This is a genomic window from Kribbella sp. NPDC055071 (assembly GCF_053608045.1).
In genome coordinates this window covers 346,687-361,628 of sequence record NZ_JBSGUS010000002.1, presented here as the reverse complement: position 1 = coordinate 361,628, position 14,942 = coordinate 346,687, and the positions used below count along the sequence as shown (strand labels likewise).

Below are 14,942 nucleotides of genomic sequence, written 5' to 3'. Positions count from 1 at the left end.
CGGTCAGGAGGAGACGCGGCTGCGGCGATCGCGGATCGCGGCGATCGCGAAGCCCGCGAGGACGATCACCACGCCGCCGGCACCGAAGCCGGTGACGGCGTTGGCGCGGCTGTTCAGTCGCGCGTCGCACTGCATCGGCGTGATGCCCTTCTCGGGCTGGAACACCGAACCGCACGGACGGTCGTTGACGGAGACCGGACGAACGGCGAAGACCACCCCGACGATCAGCAGGACCACACCCACCGCGCCGAGGACCTTGGTCAGCACTGCCCGTCTCGCGGAGAAGAGGGCCGGGCCGCCGTGATGGCCGGGCTCCGCCCGCACACGCCAGTCGCAAGGACCGACCACACCTGCCTGGTCAGATCCTGCATATGGCGATCACTCTCCCTGGTAGCCGTGCGTAGCGCGGTAAGATTTGATCAAATCTAACGCAGCTAGCGGCTACTGCTGAAACCCGGACCGGCCCGTTCCTGGAATCTTCACTTAGTTCTAACGATCGTCGAGCCCGATCGGTTCAGCCGCCGAGGACAGCGACCAGGGAACCACTCGCCCGCCCGTGGGCGACATCCGCGAGGGCCTGGTCGATCGCACCGAACGGCACGACGGTGGTGTGGGCTGCGACCGGGAGCCTCGCGACCAGGCGGAACAGTTCCTCGCCGTCCCGACGGGTGTTGGAGGTGACGCTGCGGAGGTCGCGTTCGTGGAAGAGGTGCCGTTCGTAGTTGAGCCCCGGTACGTCGGACAGATAGATGCCTGCGACCGCTACTGTGCCGCCGGGTTTGAGCGCCTCCAATGCGTACGGCACCACATCGCCGGCTGGTGCGAACACGATCGCCGAATCCAGTGGCGCGGGCGGTCGGTCGGCGGTCTCCCCGACGTACGCGGCGCCGAGCTCGCGGGCCAGCTCGCGATTCTTCTCGCCGCGGGTCAGCACGAAGAGCTCGGCGCCCTGGGCGGTCGCGAGTTGGGCCGTGAGGTGGGCGCTGGAGCCGAAGCCGTAGATCCCGAGGCGGCCGCCAGGCGGCAGGTTCGCGCGCAGGAGTGAGCGGTAACCGATGATCCCGGCACACAGGAACGGCGCGATCTCCTCGGCCGGCCGGTCTGTCGGCAGGGCGTACGCGTAGTCCTCCGGTACGACGGCGTACTCGGCGAAACCGCCGTCCGCATGCCAACCCGTGTAGGTCGACCGCGGGCAGAGATTCTCGGATCCGGAGCGGCAGAACTCGCACACCCCGCACGTGCTCCGGAGCCAGGCGATTCCGACCCGATCTCCCTCGGCGAACCTCCCGCCTGCCGATCCGACGACTGTTCCGACGGCTTGGTGGCCGGGGATCACGCCTGGTCGCTTGGGCGGTAGGTCGCCTTCGCTGAGGTGCAGGTCGGTGCGGCAGATCCCGCAGGCCTCGACCTTGACCAGCACCTCACCCGGTGCCGGCTCGGGGACAGGACGCCGTACCCGCTGCAACGGCCCACCGTCGATCGGTCCGGGATGCTCGACCGCCCATGCGTCCATGAGATCGCTCATACCTCGACCATCTCACCTTCACGCGACGCGTTGGAGCGCCCGCTCCCGTCGTTCGGCGACCTTCGAACCGGACTCCCGCCGAGCCATCCGACGCAGTACGACGGGTGCCAGCAACAACCCGGCGACCGCCCACACACCCAGTACGGCGACCGTTTCGAGGTGACGCCACGATCCGTCGATCTCGACTACGGCCGCACTGTCCGGGAGCAGGGCCGACCGCATGCCCAGCCCCAGCCAGTAGATCGGTGTGAGTTGTCCGAGCCACTCCAGCCAGCTCGGCAGTGCGGTGATCGGATAGAAGATGCCGGAGATCGCGATCAGACCGAGCACCGGCAACTGGATCAGGCCCTGGGCACGGGCGGTGGTGAACACCGATCCCAGGATCGCGCCGATCGGGAGCGTCGCGATCAGGCCGAGCAGCAGGACCCAGATCAGCGTCAGCCAGTGGGCGGAGCCGAGGGTGAGTCCGTCGACGATGAACAGTCCTGGAACGAGCAGGATGGCGAGATCCGCGAGCAAGCTGCCGGCGACCGAGACGACCTTGCCGACGAGGTAACCGAGCATTCCGTTCGGGGTGGCTTTGGCGCGCAGCAAGGTGCCGTCCTCGCGATCGGCGGTGAGTTGCTGGCTCATGCTGACCATGCCCATCGCTGCGTTCATCCCCAGGATGCTCGGCAGAGCCAGTGCGCCGAGCAGGAAGCCGGTCTCGCCGAAGTCCCGGTGCCGGAGGAAGAACAGCGCGACCAGCATCAGCACCGGCCAGAGGAAGTGGCTGAACAACTCAGCGCCATTGGTGAACGACTGCCGCAGCTCGATCACCCCGCGCTCCCACCCGACTCGCACAGCCTGAACCCGCGGCGACGCCATCGCAGTCCCCCGCCGCGATCCCACCCCGTCCGGCGTTGGCTCGCTTGTCTTGTTCATGAGGTGACTTCCTGTCCTCGGATCAGGGTGAGATAGGTGTCTTCGAGCGAGGCCCGGCGTACTTCGAGTTCGCGGACGGCAGCGCCGTACTCGGCGAAAAGGCCGCGGACGAACGCGGTCGAGTCTGGCGTCGACTTGCGGAAGTGCTGACCGTCGACGATCCACCGGACCTCGTCCTCGCCCGCGATCAGCGTGGTGAGCTCAGCCGTCGTCCCGGCCGCGACGATCCGGCCGCCGGTCAGGATGAGGATGCGGTGCGCCAACTTGCTCGCCTCGTCGAGGTCGTGCGTGGTGAGCAGGATCGTGGTCTCCTGCTCGGCCGCGAGCCGGCGTACGAGCGCATGGAACTCGTACCGTGCCTCCGGGTCGAAGCCTGCGGTCGGTTCGTCCAGGAACAGCAGCTCCGGCCGCCCCACGATCCCGATCGCGACGTCAAGCCGGCGTCGCTGGCCGCCGGACAACGTCTTGATCTTCTGGGCCGCGTGCGCGGTGAGACCGACGGTGTCGAGCAGCTCGCTCGTGTCCCACGGTCGACGAGCCGTCGCCGTTGAGTACGGCGCGTAGTAGCTGCCGAGGTGATGCAGGAGTTCACGCACACGCCAGTTGCCGTGGTCGCGCCACGACTGCAGCACGATGCCGACTCGCGACCGCCACGGCTCGTCGGCCTTGGCGGGATCGACGCCGAGCACCTCGACCCGACCGGCCGAACGCAGCCGGAAGCCCTCGAGGATCTCGATCGTCGTACTCTTCCCGGCGCCGTTCGGTCCGAGCAGAGCGACCACCTCACCTTGCTGCGCCTGGAACGAGACCTCCCGAAGCACCTCTGTCTCGCCGTACCGCATCCGTAACCCGTCCACGGTGAGAACCATGGGACCACCTCGCTTTCAGAGTTGTCCGAAAGCTACGTTGCGTTCACTCATCATCGAAAGATGCTTAGCGATCTTGTGGCTGACAATCTGCTGCATGTGTGGCAATCTGTGCAATGAGATTGCGGTCGAATGCAACTTGGGGTTGACGTTCATTGCAATGAGCTGGCGGTGAACGCAGAAGGGGACCGCGATGCCCGGAGGCAGGTTGAGTCATCAGGATCGGGTCGGCATCGCGGCGGGGCTGACGAAGGGACTCGGGTACGCCGAGATCGCCCGGGAACTGGATCGGCCCACGTCGACGGTCAGCCGCGAGATCGCGCGCAACGGTGGAGCGCAGGGGTATCGCGCCGACCACGCCCACTACGCAACCGCCGCCCGCGCCCGCCGCCGCAACTCCACGAACGGGGGCGGGGTCGCCGGGGGCGGCGGCAGGCTCGGGGTGTCTGCGGGTGAGGGGCGGCGGCGGTCGGAGTTTGTTGAGCGGTTCGCGACGATGATGGTTCAGGGCGGACTGCCGCGGATGGCGTCGCGAGTGCTCGCCGTTCTCTATACAAGCGACTCTCGGAGCTTGACCGCGGCTGAGCTCGTCCAGGAGCTTCGGGTCAGCCCGGCATCGATCTCCACAGCGATCGGCTATCTCGAACGGGTCGGCATGGTCCACCGCGAGCCCGATCCCCGGCGCCGCATGCAGCACTACGTCATCGCCGACGAGGTGTGGACGAAAGCCTGGGAAGTCAGCTCCCGGACCAACCTCAACTGGGCCGAAACCGCGGCCGAAGGCGCCGAACTACTCGGCCCGGACACACCAGCCGGCGAACGCCTCACCCAGATGGCCTCCTTCTTCCACCGCCTCGGCGAAGACATGTCCGGCGGTCTGGGCCTCGAGATCATCGAGGACGGCATCACCCTCCTAGCCGCACTAATGCACGCCGCGCGTCCTCTGACGGCTGACCAGCTATCCACCGCCCTCGACTGGCCGCTCCCCCGCGTCATCAACGCCCTCACCTACGCCACCGAAAACACCACGTTCACCGCAGCCCAACTCACCGCACTGTCAGGAAAGCAAGGCGCGGATCAGGCGTGGGGTGATGAGGCCGTCGGCGAGGCCTAGTTCTACGAGGTCGTCGAAGATGTGCTGGTCGGCGGCGGCTGCGCGGATGCCGGTGTCGAGGACTCGGGTCGAGCGGGTGAGTTGGGCTGTCAATGCAGTGTGCCGGAGGTGCCTGGCGAGAAGACGGGTCGTGCGGCGACGGTACGACGTACCGGCGTCGGCGCTGCCGGATCGCAGCGCATCCGCGACCGCGCGGCCAGCCAGCAGACCGGTCGCGACCGCGTAATAGATGCCCTCACCCGTCATCGGATTGATCAGCCCGGCCGCATCGCCCGCCAGCATGACCGGGCCCGCCTGCGGACGCCAGGTCCAGGCGGACAGCGGCAGATGATGTCCCCACCACGACTCCCCATCATTCGATGCTCCAGGCAACAACTCCTCCAGGTGCGCCAACAGGTCGGCGCGGGTCGGACGGGGACGACCGCTCGTGAGTTGTTCGCCGTACCCGACGTTCGACCAGCCGTCCCCGCGGTCGAAGGACCACGCGTACGACGGTTGCCGGCCCGGCCCGTACGCGATCACCTGACTCGCGGCCCGCGCGGCCGGCGTCGGCGCGTACCCGCGGATCGCCAGCGCGACCGGACCAGGCTTCAGGCCGAGATCCCGCCGTACGACGGAATGCGCGCCATCGGCACCGACGAGGAACCGGGAGTCCAGCTCGCCGTCCACGACCACGGATCGCCCTTGGACCTCGACACCGCGGACGCGCCGGCGGATGAGCTGCGCCCCGGCGGCCTGGGCCGCTTCGACGAGGCGTTGATCGAGGACGGTCCGCGGGACCACCCAGTTCGGCCGGGCCATGTCGCGGTCGACCCCGGCCTCACCACGGGTCAGCGCGAACCGTCGTACCGGGGTCCAGTCGTCGAGGATCCCGGTGACTCCGACACCGGCCAGGAGGTCGAGTACGTGCGGCGCGATGCCGTCGCCACAGGCCTTGTCGCGGGGGAAGTCGTGGCGGTCGAGCATCAGTACGGACAACGTCGGGTCGGCCGCGAGCGCGCCGAGCGCGGCCGACGCTCCGGCCGGGCCGGCTCCGACGATCACCAGATCCCACACATGTCCCAGTGTGCCGGGTGGTAGCGCGGACGCGACCTCCGAACGGGTGTTGAAGGCACTGTGGCGAACTCCGCGGCTTTCTAGCGTGAGTGCTGAGTCCAAGGGAGGACCGATGAAACTACTGATGGTGCTGGCACTGGTGGGCGCCTCGGCAGGTGCGCCCTTAAGCGCGTCGGCACAGACCGTCGCGCCGCAGTTCCGGTGGCACAAGTGCCAGCTGAACGCTGCCGATTCCGAAGGGGCCCAGCTGGATCAAGCCGGTGCCGATTGCGGCGACCTCGAGGTGCCGCTCGACTACAGCCGTCCGAACGGGCCGAAGCTCACCGTCGCGATGTCGCGGCTGAAGGCGACCGGCGATCGCATCGGGGCGATGGTCTTGAACGACGGCGGCCCGGGCGGACCCGGATTGAGTATGCCGCTGGAGCTGCGGGACACGATGAAGGCGGCCGGGACGCGATACGACCTGATCGGGATGGATCCGCGGTTCGTCGGGCGGAGTAGTCCGCTCGACTGCAAGCTCTCGTTCGCGGGCTGGCCTTGGTCGGGCGGCGCCGACCGAGCATCGTTCGATCGAGCGACCCGGCAGCAGGCGGACTTCGCGGCACGCTGCGCCAAGGAGGCCGGGGGTCTCCTGCCGTACGTGACGACTCGGAACACCGCCCGCGACATCGACCGGATCCGGATCGCGCTCGGCGAGCGGAAGATCTCGTACCTGGGCTACTCCTATGGCACCTACCTGGGTGCGGTCTATCTGCAGCTGTTCCCGGGCCGGACCGATCGGGTGCTTCTCGACGGCCCGGCGAATCCGGACACGTACGGACCGCGGCTGCTCAAGCTGACCGGCCCGGCCAACGAGGCCGCGCTCCGTGCGTGGGCGACGTGGGCGGCCGCGCGGGACTCGTCGTACCACTTGGGGAGCAGCACGCGGCAGGTGCTCGCGACGGTCAACCGCATCTACAAGGCGGCCGCGGACAAGGGACTGCGGATCGGCAAGTACATGATTGATGACGGCTTCCTGCCGCTCGTGTTCTTCGGCCCGCTCGGCGACGACCGCGATCCGGCGCGCGCCGAGTACTCCGGTCTCGTGCAAACGTTGCTCAAGGCCACCAACGGTCCGGTCGAGCCGGACGAGAACCTTGCCGTCTTCCTCGACGCCTTCCTGAGCCCGGCGGCCTCACAACCCGCCAGCGTGCAGACCTCGATCATCTGCGGCGACGTGGCGGCGCCGCGCGACCCCGAGGTGTACTGGCGAGACATCCAGGCACATCGCGCCTCCGAGCCGCACTTCGGCACGCTCACGCAGATGCTCTCCCCCTGCGCCTTCTGGCCGATCCAACCCCGAGAAGCCCCCACCAAAATCGCAAACAACGAAAAAGCCCTGATGGTCGCCGCCACCGGCGACCCCCGCACCATCTACCCAGGCGCCATCCAGTTCCACCACCAACTGACCGGCTCACGCCTGATCACCCTGAACAACGTCCGAGCCCACGGCATCTTCGGCGAATACGCCAACCCCTGCGTAGACACCAAAGTCATCACCTACTTACAAACCGGCACCCTCCCCACCACAGACCAAACCTGCTAGGTGCCGGGGCGCTTGCCGGGTTTGTTGTTGGTACGGCGGGTGCCGGTGCGGCGGGGGCGTGGGGTGAGGCGGTCGGCGTGTCCGCTGGAGCGGCCCAGGGAACCGACCGGGCGGGCCTCGTCGAGATCCACCATCGGCGGGGGCGGGGGGACGAAGACCGGGATCGTCTCTTCGTTGTCGGGTGCGGGTGGAGGTGGCGGCGGCGGCTCGATCGGTTTGGCTCGGGCCGCCGACTCCTTGCTCGCGCGCGGTTTTGGCGCCGGCCGGGCCGCGAGTCCCGCCACCGCAACCGCAGCGGCCGGGGCGCGCACTGGTCGGCGTGGCAGCTTGGTCCGGAGCTCGATGCCGAGCGCTTCGATCATCCGGCGGCAGGCGGCGATCGACACCGCGACCGCCAGGACCGTGCAGCCGGCGAACAGCACCGATTGGCCACCCGCCGCCCAATTCGACGGGTCGGTCCGGTTCATCGCGGCGATCATCGCCACCACGATCGCGTTGGTGATGCCGAGGGCAACGGCCGCGCCGGCCGTGCGGAGCAGGACTCGTTGCTCGAGCCCGACATCGTCGGCCGCAGCCACCAGGCCGGCGATCAGGCCCGCCAGCACGGGCACTGTATAGACCAGTGCGAGCGTCAGCCCCGGGCTCGCGACGAGATAGAAGACGTCGAACACCAGCGCGGTGCCGGTCAGCGCGGCACCGAAGCACACCACCATCGGTGGGTACGCACGAACGACGGAGACCGCATCGGCGGGCACCGTTCTGAACATCCGTAACGCCATGAGCACGACGTATCTCCTCGTTCTGTCCCATTGTGCCGGTGCCCCGCACCCACAGTGACAACCACCTCAGGCGAGTCGGGATCGCGGCGTACCTAATCTGCAGGTATGGATGACATCGAGGTTGCTGTCGCGGCGGAGTTGAGTTTGTTGCGGCCGGAGGTGCGGTCCGCGGCAGAGACCGTCGACGCGCTGCTGGATCCGGAGTTCACCGAGGTCGGCGCGTCCGGGCGGCTGTGGGATCGGCCGGCGATCGTGGCCGCGCTCGCATGCGGAGCGATCACAGACCCCGAGCCGGCCGAAGCGACGGAGGTCGCGGGCGTCCAGCTCGCCGAGGATCTCGTGCACGTTACCTACGTTTCGCGTCGAGCCGGGGGGCGGCCGGTCCGCCGAAGCTCGATCTGGCGACGGAACGACGGCACCTGGCGGCTCTACTTCCACCAGGGCACTCCAACGTAGTAACGGCCCAAATCGTCACCGATCGCGACGAACACGCCGGTCCAACGAACGTTTGAGCGGATCCAAATCACCGTACGTAGTGGAGCAGACACGCACGCCCAAAACGGGTACGATGCAGATGCAAGCCCAAATGCACGTGCATATGCCTAAGACGTACGGAAGGTGCAGCTGATGACTGCTATCTATAACGGCATGCCCGGCGACTCGATCAGTGACCTGACCTGGCGCAAGAGCCAGCGCAGCGGCCCTGAAGGCAACTGCGTAGAGGTAGCCAAGCTGGCGGACGGCGGCGTGGCGGTTCGGAACTCGCGTCACACCGGTGGCCCCGCGCTGGTCTTCACGAAGGCAGAGATCGAGGCGTTCCTCGGCGGCGTTCACGATGGCGAGTTCGACTACCTGGCCTGACTGACTCCCAGAACAAGAGGCCCCTTCTTCAGGCGAGTGACGAAGGGGCCTCTTTCTCTGCCCGGACTCAGATCGTGAGAGGTCGGCATCCCAGGCCCTGAGAGGTCCGCCGGCATCCGGACCCGGCAGCCGGCGGACGAAAGACGTCAGAAGACAACGAAGGCCGACCCTCGGCGTGGGTCGGCCTTCGTATTGCGAACGGTCTACTGGACGGTGAGCGGCCAGAGTTGTTCGCTGGGCAGTTCGGAGCCCTTGGCGCTCGGTGCGTTGTCCACGGTGATGCGCAGGCCCGTGAACTTCGGAGTCATCACCCGCTGGTACCGCGACGCGCGGTCCGGCTCGGCGACGTACTCGGCGATCAGGTGGTCTCCCAGCCAGATCCGCACCATTTTTCGGCCTCCTACTGCTCTGTCGACGGTCATGGGGCGAGGCTCACGATCGGGTCGCCGTCGAGTTGGCGAACGCCTCGCAACCAGCCCTCGAAGGCCCAGCGCTGTTGCTCGGGGCAACGCGCGACCAGTTCCTGGATCTCCCGCTCGGTCAGCTCGTCGGGTGCGCGGCCGCCGGACATCTGGGCCGCGCGCTCGGCTGCCTCTCTGTCGTCATCACTCATCGACTCGGGTTCCCCAACCAGTCGTGCCGACGGGGGGCCGTCGGCGGCCTGTAGGACCGGCCTGCTGATTCACGCGATGTCACGTTTCGCGAGAATCAGCTCACCTTCTGTGCATGAAGCAATCATGGCGTCGGCACGTTGCGAATGCAAGCGCCCGATGCACGTGCATCCGCACGTTTTCCATATCGAGACCCTTGGCTCCGGTTTTGAGCCTGTCGAGGGCCGGCCGGCATTTCGTCGAACGGCGTTCGAGGCGCGTCGGAGGGATTATCATGTCCTGACAAAGACCAGAGTCCTGAATCGACTAGTGTTACGCTGCGTGATCGTCGGTGCCGATTCGCGGAGTTTGTGTAAGAACTTCGGCAGATTCAGGTTCTGACGTGCGATGATGTGCACTTGCGGGTGAGGTTGCCGCTGGATCAGACCGCTGGGGGCTGTGGGAGGTGAGTGTGTCCGAGTCGGGTGCGCAGAGCGGACCGACCGCGCTTCGCATCATCCTCGGAGCGCACTTGCGCAGGATGCGGGATGCGGCGGGGATCAGCCGCTCCGATGCTGGGTGGGAGATCCGTTCCTCGGAGTCCAAGGTCAGCCGGATGGAGCTCGGCCGCGTCGGCTTCAAGGAGCGTGACGTCAGCGACCTGCTGACGCTGTACGGCCTCGACGACGGCGAAGAGCGCGAACGCTTGCTCGCCCTCGCCCGCGAGGCGAACAACCCCGGCTGGTGGCACCGGTACGGCGATGTCCTGCCGAGCTGGTTCCACTCCTATCTCGGACTCGAGGCAGCGGCCGCCCTGATTCGTACCTATGAGCTCCAGTTCATCCCCGGCCTGTTGCAGACCGAGGACTACGTGCGCGCCGTCGTGCAGCTCGGTCGCGGGCTGATCACCGGCGAGGAGGTCGACCGGCGGGTCGCGCTGCGCACCAGCCGCCAGGACGTCCTCACCCGCGCGAACCCGATCCGCCTCTGGGCCGTCGTCGACGAATCGGTCCTGCGCCGTCCGATCGGTGGCGTGAAGGCAATGATGCTGCAGCTCGACCGCCTCATCGACGCAACCCACGAGCCCAACATCACCCTCCAGGTCATGCCCTTCAGCTCCGGCGGCCACGCCGCGACCGGCGGCGCCTACAGCATCCTGCGTTTCCCCGAGCAGGACCTCCCCGACGTCGTCTACATCGAGCACCTCACCAGCGCCCTGTACCTGGACAAGCCCGAGGACCTCGACCAGTACACAGCCACCATGGAAGCCCTCTGCGTAGCGGCCCCACCCCCCAACCAAACCAGAGACATCCTCGCCAAAATCCGCCGAGACTACGAAAACGCCTGAGCCTCCACGACGCAGCTCAGTCATGGAATATGCTCCAGAAGATCGGCAGTCGCTGCCGCCATCGGCAACCCGGTCTCGACCTCGAGCCAGTACCACTGCCCGCCGCTGTTGCATTCGTACCAGCTCCACCGGCCATCGTCAGTGAGCCCGAAGTCGAAAGCGCCGAACCACAATCCGAACCGCCCGAGGTAACGCCAGCACGCCCGCGCCACCTCATCAGGAGTGTCGATCACGCTGTACCTGATGGCCTCGTGGTCCCGGCGCCAGTCGCGGTGAGGCGAATCGATGCGAACGCTGAACACACTCTGACCGATGACCGTTGTCCGGACGTCGGCGATCTTGTCCACGCGCTGCTGGAACATGTGCAATGTAGTGGCGACGCCTCCGTCGAGTTCATCAGCATTGACCTCATCGACCCAAACGACCGACAACAATCCGTCCTCGCTGTACAACTCAGTCGCGTGAAGCGGCTTGTAGAGCACGTGATCGTGAGCGGTCGCGAACGCCCGCGCCTCCTCCGGCACATTCGTGATCAAGGTCGGAGGTACGACGAAACCGAGCTCGCGAGCGACCGTGAGCTGCGCCGGCTTGAAGTCGGCTTCGAGCGAGCGCCAGATGTGGTTCACCCAGCGAGCCCGGATACCGGCGAGGACTCCGCCCATTCCGTGCCGGGCCTGATCTACCACGAAGCGCCCATCGTGATCAGCCAGGCAGCTCGGTGCACGATATGGCGAAGGGCGGCGGTAGTAGACCGAGCGAACTCTACCCAGGTCCAGCTCACAGCTACCGGTATCCAAGATGCTCGGATCGCTGCCGTAGCGGGCGGTCACGCTGACCTGGCCGGTCAGTACATCAGCCGGATCACACCTGACGACCGGCACGTCTCGTGAGTTCAGTTCGTCGATGACTGCGTCCGACGTGGGATCGTCAACGCAGGTCAGGACCAGAACGGGATCGCGCCTGGCCATGCCGGTCCCGATCGAATTGCTGGGCATGGCCGGTCCTCTCGATGGGTGCGAGCTGTGGAAGGCGGGACGGACACGGGCGTCAGGGATCCAGCATGCCCGCCCCGCTGATCAGGGGTTGTGGCCTGTGAACAGAAGTGAATGACCAGTGGTCTCTTCCAGAAACGCCTGCCACTCCAACGGTCCGCCGAGCGGAATCAAGTGCCCGCGATGGGGCATCGCGACCACGGCTCCACCGATGTGAGAGGTCGCGGCTTCGATGAGTGCTTGCATCGCACGACCGGAGGCGTCCTCTTCAACGAACAGCGGACCGAGCTCGTACTCCCGTTCCATCGCCAGGCGATGCGCAGCTTCTTGAACTTCAACGAGGTCGCGAAGCTTCCCGACCAGCCGCTCGTGGGAGTAGCAGTACAGCATGCGGTGCACACCCGGCAGCAGGCCCATCGCACTTCGGGGCCAGAACGTCAGACTCGCGGCTGAGGTCGTCACAAAATGACCGTACGGAGCCTGGGATGTCTCGCACCATACGAATCTACGTGCGCGCCGAGGGCCGTCCGAGCACCAAAGGGGAGCAAGTACAGCCCGGCTGCGCGTTTCGCTGTACCGGGCAGCAGCTAGAACGCGAGGTTGTGGACAACGTGCCCGTGGGTCATTGAGCGATCAGGGCGGCGATCAGGGCACCCGAGTCACGTGGGCTGAGCGCCATCGCCCGGAGGTGGTCGAATGCCAGGCTGAACCGATCGAGCTCAGCTTCCAGCTCCAGGAAGATGTGACCTGCAAGGCCTTCCACGCAGACGATGTCGGGCGCCAACGCCCCGAAGTTGAGGCGGACGAACGAGCCGGACATCCCTGGATAAGCGCCCTTGTCGAAAGGGATCACTTGCAACGTGATGTTGGCTCGTTCGCCCATCTCCAGCAGTCGGCCGAGTTGCGCCCGCATCACGGCTGGGCCACCGACCTCTCGTCGAAGTGCGGCCTCGTCGACGACCGCCCAGAACTCCAGCGGATCTCGCCCCTCCCGCTTCCGCGTCAGGAGGATCTGCCGCTCCATCCGCAGCTCGACGCGCCGTTCGATGGCTTCGGCCTCCATCGACCATCCGTCGACCATGGTTGCGCGCGCGTACTCCTCGGTCTGGAGAAGGCCAGGGATGAAGAGGGATTCGTAGTTGTGTGAAGCCTTCGCCTCGTACTCGAAGCTGATGTAGGCGGCGTAGCTACCCGCTGAATCGTCCGGATACTGGCGGAACTGCCGCAGCCACCCGGGGTACTTCGCGCCCCGAGCCAATTCGATGAGTTCGGTCCGGCGTGAGTCGTCCACGCCGTACAGATCGCACAAGGTTTCCAGGGTGCCGTTGTGCGGCTTGGCCTGGCCCTTTTCGATGCGCCACAGCGTGCCTTGGTTGACGCCGGTCTGTTCCTGGACCTGCTCGCGAGTCAGCTGAGCTTCGGCGCGGAGGGCCTTCATCTCGGCCGCGAGGCGACGGAGTCGAACGGTCGGCGGGCCGGCGGCTCTCGGCATTGTCCACAACCTCTCGTTTTCAGTCCCGAGAAGGTACATATTTCGCCTTGTCGGCCGGCTTGCGGTTCATGAATCTGATATTCACGCCCCCATATGTACCCAGATTCGTATGGTACAAGAGCCATCACCGTCCGTACGGTCCTGCTATGAGAACCGCGACGATCGACACCGGAACGGCGCTGCACTGCTACGTGCACGAATCACTCGTCGGTCGGCTTCGCGATTGGGTCGACACCGGCCGGGCTCTGCAGGAAGCGGCACAGCGCGCGGGTTACCTGCCGGGCTACCTCGTGGTCGAGGAGGACCTACCCAACGACGGAGTCCCCGAAGGACTGAAGGCTCTTGTCCGAGCAGCGGTCCAGAACCCGGGGACAGTCGCGGTTGCGGTTCCGCATCTGGGTCATCTCGGCGTGGATGGCGACCCGTACGGCTGGCGGGACTTCGTGGAGCGGGTGACCGAGCGACCAGTCATCGTCCTGTTCGACGACACACGGTCAGGTTGTCTGCCAGCCAGGTGACGACGCGCTGGGAGGTGCCGAACTACACGCAAACCAGCAGGCTCTCCCGACGTTACGGCGACTCGAGGAGTTTCGCGGTTGGGCCTTTGGCTGCGTGTAGGACGTCGGGGGTTTCGCCTTTGAAGTGCAGGCCGTAGGTGGCTCTGGCGTCGTCGACCTTGCGGGTGCAGGCGGCGTAGACCTCGCGGGGTGCGCGGTTGAGGTCTTCGTTGTTGGGACCGCGGTTGGTGTGGTCGAGGGCGTTCGGGTAGCCCTTGGCCGCCAGGCAGTCGGCGAGCAGGGTGTCGAACGAGCCGAGGAACACGTTGATCTTCACCTTCACCGACCTCGGGATCTGCTGGGAGGTCTCGACGTGGAGGTACGCGGCATCCAGCCCGACCTGATTTCCGCGCAGCGTGAACATCCCGCCCACATAGACGATCTGGATGCCGAAGGGCTCGAAGATCTTGTTTGCGGTGAGCTCGTCGGCCGTCAGCGGCTGATCTTTGTCGGCGGGTAGCAGCATGGTCGGTCTCTTCAGGAGTTGTCGGTCAGCCAGGTGATGAGAGGCTTGGTGGATTGCCAGTCGGTGCGGATCTGGGTGGCCAGTTCTGGTTTGTGGATGATGGGCTCGAAGCCGTAGGACTTGGTGACTGTCAGCGACCTGTGGCGGAGTAGGTCGATTCTTGGGTGGGTGGCGTCGTAGCCTCGGGGGCTGGTTTTGAGGCGGTCGCCGCCTACTGTCCAGCCGGTGGCGGTGAGGTCGGCCAGGAGTTTTTCCAGTTGTTTGCCTCGGCGGTCTTCGTCGATGGCTGTGCGGAGCCTGGCCAGGCGATCTGCGTCGGCCTGGTAGAAGCCGGCTGCTACGCGGACTCCGGGTGCCGCGACCTCGACGTACCAGCCGGTGGCGGGAGCGACGTCGATGAAGGCGCCTTGGTGGATCTTGTACGGCGTTTTGTCGCGAGCGAACCGCACGTCCCGGTACGGCCGGAACAGCTTCGCCGCACCGAACTCCGCCTCGAGCTCACCGGCCAACGCCGCCATCGGACCTCGCACACACTCCTCGTAGACGTGCTTGTGCTCCGTCCAGAAGGTCTTGCTGTTGTCCATCTCGAGGTCGTCATAAAAGTCCAGCGCAGCGGCCGGAAACCCGGTGAAACCCATACCCGCCAGCTTAAAGGCTGCCCAGCAACCCCATCCGAGCAGGCGGATCTCACGACGGCTCACCGCACGTTCGACGGCGGGTCATCCGGCTGATGTCCCGCCACACTGCAGCCGCGCCACGCGCCGGTACGTGCGGACGCTCTAGATGC

The 14,942-nt window shown here is 66.4% G+C and carries 19 protein-coding genes; 6 read left to right on the top strand and 13 right to left on the bottom strand.

What is annotated here, in order from left to right:
* Positions 1-3: 3 nt before the first annotated feature.
* The 4 genes from ACWF4Z_RS05120 to ACWF4Z_RS05105 all read right to left on the bottom strand — a co-directional run bounded on the left by ACWF4Z_RS05120 (position 4) and on the right by ACWF4Z_RS05105 (position 3,318).
* Entirely contained in the window at positions 4-267 is a 264-nt protein-coding gene (locus ACWF4Z_RS05120; protein ID WP_452241651.1) for a hypothetical protein, read from the bottom strand.
* Positions 268-514: 247 nt separating this feature from the next.
* Positions 515-1,525 (bottom strand): zinc-dependent alcohol dehydrogenase family protein, encoded by a 1,011-nt coding sequence (locus ACWF4Z_RS05115; protein ID WP_452241650.1) that lies wholly within the window; start codon positions 1,523-1,525, stop codon positions 515-517.
* A gap of 18 nt (positions 1,526-1,543) precedes the next feature.
* Complete coding sequence (locus ACWF4Z_RS05110; RefSeq protein WP_452241649.1) at positions 1,544-2,449, bottom strand: ABC transporter permease; 906 nt, start codon at positions 2,447-2,449, stop codon at positions 1,544-1,546.
* Complete coding sequence (locus tag ACWF4Z_RS05105; RefSeq protein ID WP_452241648.1) at positions 2,446-3,318, bottom strand: ABC transporter ATP-binding protein; 873 nt, start codon at positions 3,316-3,318, stop codon at positions 2,446-2,448. Before ACWF4Z_RS05105 ends, ACWF4Z_RS05110 begins: the two co-directional genes overlap by 4 nt.
* A gap of 190 nt (positions 3,319-3,508) precedes the next feature.
* On the opposite strand from ACWF4Z_RS05105, the gene ACWF4Z_RS05100 reads away from it, so the two are divergent.
* Positions 3,509-4,429, top strand: coding sequence for a MarR family transcriptional regulator (locus ACWF4Z_RS05100; protein ID WP_452241647.1), 921 nt, complete (start codon positions 3,509-3,511; stop codon positions 4,427-4,429).
* Here ACWF4Z_RS05100 and ACWF4Z_RS05095 read toward each other — a convergent pair.
* Positions 4,373-5,485, bottom strand: coding sequence for an NAD(P)/FAD-dependent oxidoreductase (locus ACWF4Z_RS05095; protein WP_452241646.1), 1,113 nt, complete (start codon positions 5,483-5,485; stop codon positions 4,373-4,375). The two genes, ACWF4Z_RS05100 and ACWF4Z_RS05095, sit on opposite strands and share 57 nt — an antisense overlap.
* A 112-nt stretch (positions 5,486-5,597) precedes the next feature.
* Between ACWF4Z_RS05095 and ACWF4Z_RS05090 the strand changes: the two genes are divergently transcribed.
* Positions 5,598-7,070: an alpha/beta hydrolase gene (locus ACWF4Z_RS05090; RefSeq protein ID WP_452241645.1), complete on the top strand. Its 1,473-nt coding sequence runs from the start codon at positions 5,598-5,600 to the stop codon at positions 7,068-7,070.
* Here ACWF4Z_RS05090 and ACWF4Z_RS05085 read toward each other — a convergent pair.
* Positions 7,067-7,837, bottom strand: a complete 771-nt coding sequence (locus ACWF4Z_RS05085; RefSeq protein WP_452241644.1) for a hypothetical protein — start codon at positions 7,835-7,837, stop codon at positions 7,067-7,069. The two genes, ACWF4Z_RS05090 and ACWF4Z_RS05085, sit on opposite strands and share 4 nt — an antisense overlap.
* A 117-nt stretch (positions 7,838-7,954) precedes the next feature.
* On the opposite strand from ACWF4Z_RS05085, the gene ACWF4Z_RS05080 reads away from it, so the two are divergent.
* Both ACWF4Z_RS05080 and ACWF4Z_RS05075 read left to right on the top strand, forming a co-directional pair.
* Positions 7,955-8,305: a nuclear transport factor 2 family protein gene (locus tag ACWF4Z_RS05080; RefSeq protein WP_452241643.1), complete on the top strand. Its 351-nt coding sequence runs from the start codon at positions 7,955-7,957 to the stop codon at positions 8,303-8,305.
* Positions 8,306-8,476: 171 nt separating this feature from the next.
* Complete coding sequence (locus ACWF4Z_RS05075; RefSeq protein ID WP_452241642.1) at positions 8,477-8,710, top strand: DUF397 domain-containing protein; 234 nt, start codon at positions 8,477-8,479, stop codon at positions 8,708-8,710.
* 203 nt (positions 8,711-8,913) lie between these two features.
* On the opposite strand, the gene ACWF4Z_RS05070 is transcribed toward ACWF4Z_RS05075, so the two are convergent.
* Positions 8,914-9,132 (bottom strand): hypothetical protein, encoded by a 219-nt coding sequence (locus ACWF4Z_RS05070; protein ID WP_452241641.1) that lies wholly within the window; start codon positions 9,130-9,132, stop codon positions 8,914-8,916.
* On the bottom strand, positions 9,129-9,323 hold the full coding sequence (locus ACWF4Z_RS05065) for a hypothetical protein (protein ID WP_452241640.1): 195 nt from the start codon (positions 9,321-9,323) through the stop codon (positions 9,129-9,131). Before ACWF4Z_RS05065 ends, ACWF4Z_RS05070 begins: the two co-directional genes overlap by 4 nt.
* A 449-nt stretch (positions 9,324-9,772) precedes the next feature.
* Here ACWF4Z_RS05065 and ACWF4Z_RS05060 point away from each other — a divergent pair, with 449 nt between their 5' ends.
* The gene (locus ACWF4Z_RS05060; RefSeq protein WP_452241936.1) at positions 9,773-10,648 is read left to right on the top strand and encodes a helix-turn-helix domain-containing protein; all 876 of its coding nucleotides are present in this window, start codon (positions 9,773-9,775) and stop codon (positions 10,646-10,648) included.
* A gap of 20 nt (positions 10,649-10,668) precedes the next feature.
* Here the strand turns inward: ACWF4Z_RS05060 and tgmB are convergent, their stop codons facing one another.
* The 3 genes from tgmB to ACWF4Z_RS05045 all read right to left on the bottom strand — a co-directional run bounded on the left by tgmB (position 10,669) and on the right by ACWF4Z_RS05045 (position 13,132).
* Positions 10,669-11,643 carry an ATP-grasp ribosomal peptide maturase gene (gene tgmB / locus ACWF4Z_RS05055; protein ID WP_452241639.1) on the bottom strand — a complete coding sequence of 325 codons (975 nt, stop codon included), beginning with the start codon at positions 11,641-11,643 and terminating at the stop codon, positions 10,669-10,671.
* Between the two features lie 81 nt (positions 11,644-11,724).
* Entirely contained in the window at positions 11,725-12,057 is a 333-nt protein-coding gene (locus tag ACWF4Z_RS05050) for a hypothetical protein (RefSeq protein ID WP_452241638.1), read from the bottom strand.
* 205 nt (positions 12,058-12,262) lie between these two features.
* A complete protein-coding gene (locus ACWF4Z_RS05045) occupies positions 12,263-13,132 on the bottom strand; it encodes a helix-turn-helix domain-containing protein (protein WP_452241637.1) in 870 nt (289 codons plus the stop codon).
* Positions 13,133-13,278: 146 nt separating this feature from the next.
* Between ACWF4Z_RS05045 and ACWF4Z_RS05040 the strand changes: the two genes are divergently transcribed.
* Complete coding sequence (locus ACWF4Z_RS05040; RefSeq protein ID WP_452241636.1) at positions 13,279-13,650, top strand: hypothetical protein; 372 nt, start codon at positions 13,279-13,281, stop codon at positions 13,648-13,650.
* 52 nt (positions 13,651-13,702) lie between these two features.
* On the opposite strand, the gene ACWF4Z_RS05035 is transcribed toward ACWF4Z_RS05040, so the two are convergent.
* Positions 13,703-14,155 (bottom strand): hypothetical protein, encoded by a 453-nt coding sequence (locus tag ACWF4Z_RS05035; RefSeq protein WP_452241635.1) that lies wholly within the window; start codon positions 14,153-14,155, stop codon positions 13,703-13,705.
* Between the two features lie 11 nt (positions 14,156-14,166).
* Positions 14,167-14,793 (bottom strand): DUF2461 domain-containing protein, encoded by a 627-nt coding sequence (locus ACWF4Z_RS05030; protein WP_452241634.1) that lies wholly within the window; start codon positions 14,791-14,793, stop codon positions 14,167-14,169.
* Positions 14,794-14,942 lie beyond the last annotated feature (149 nt).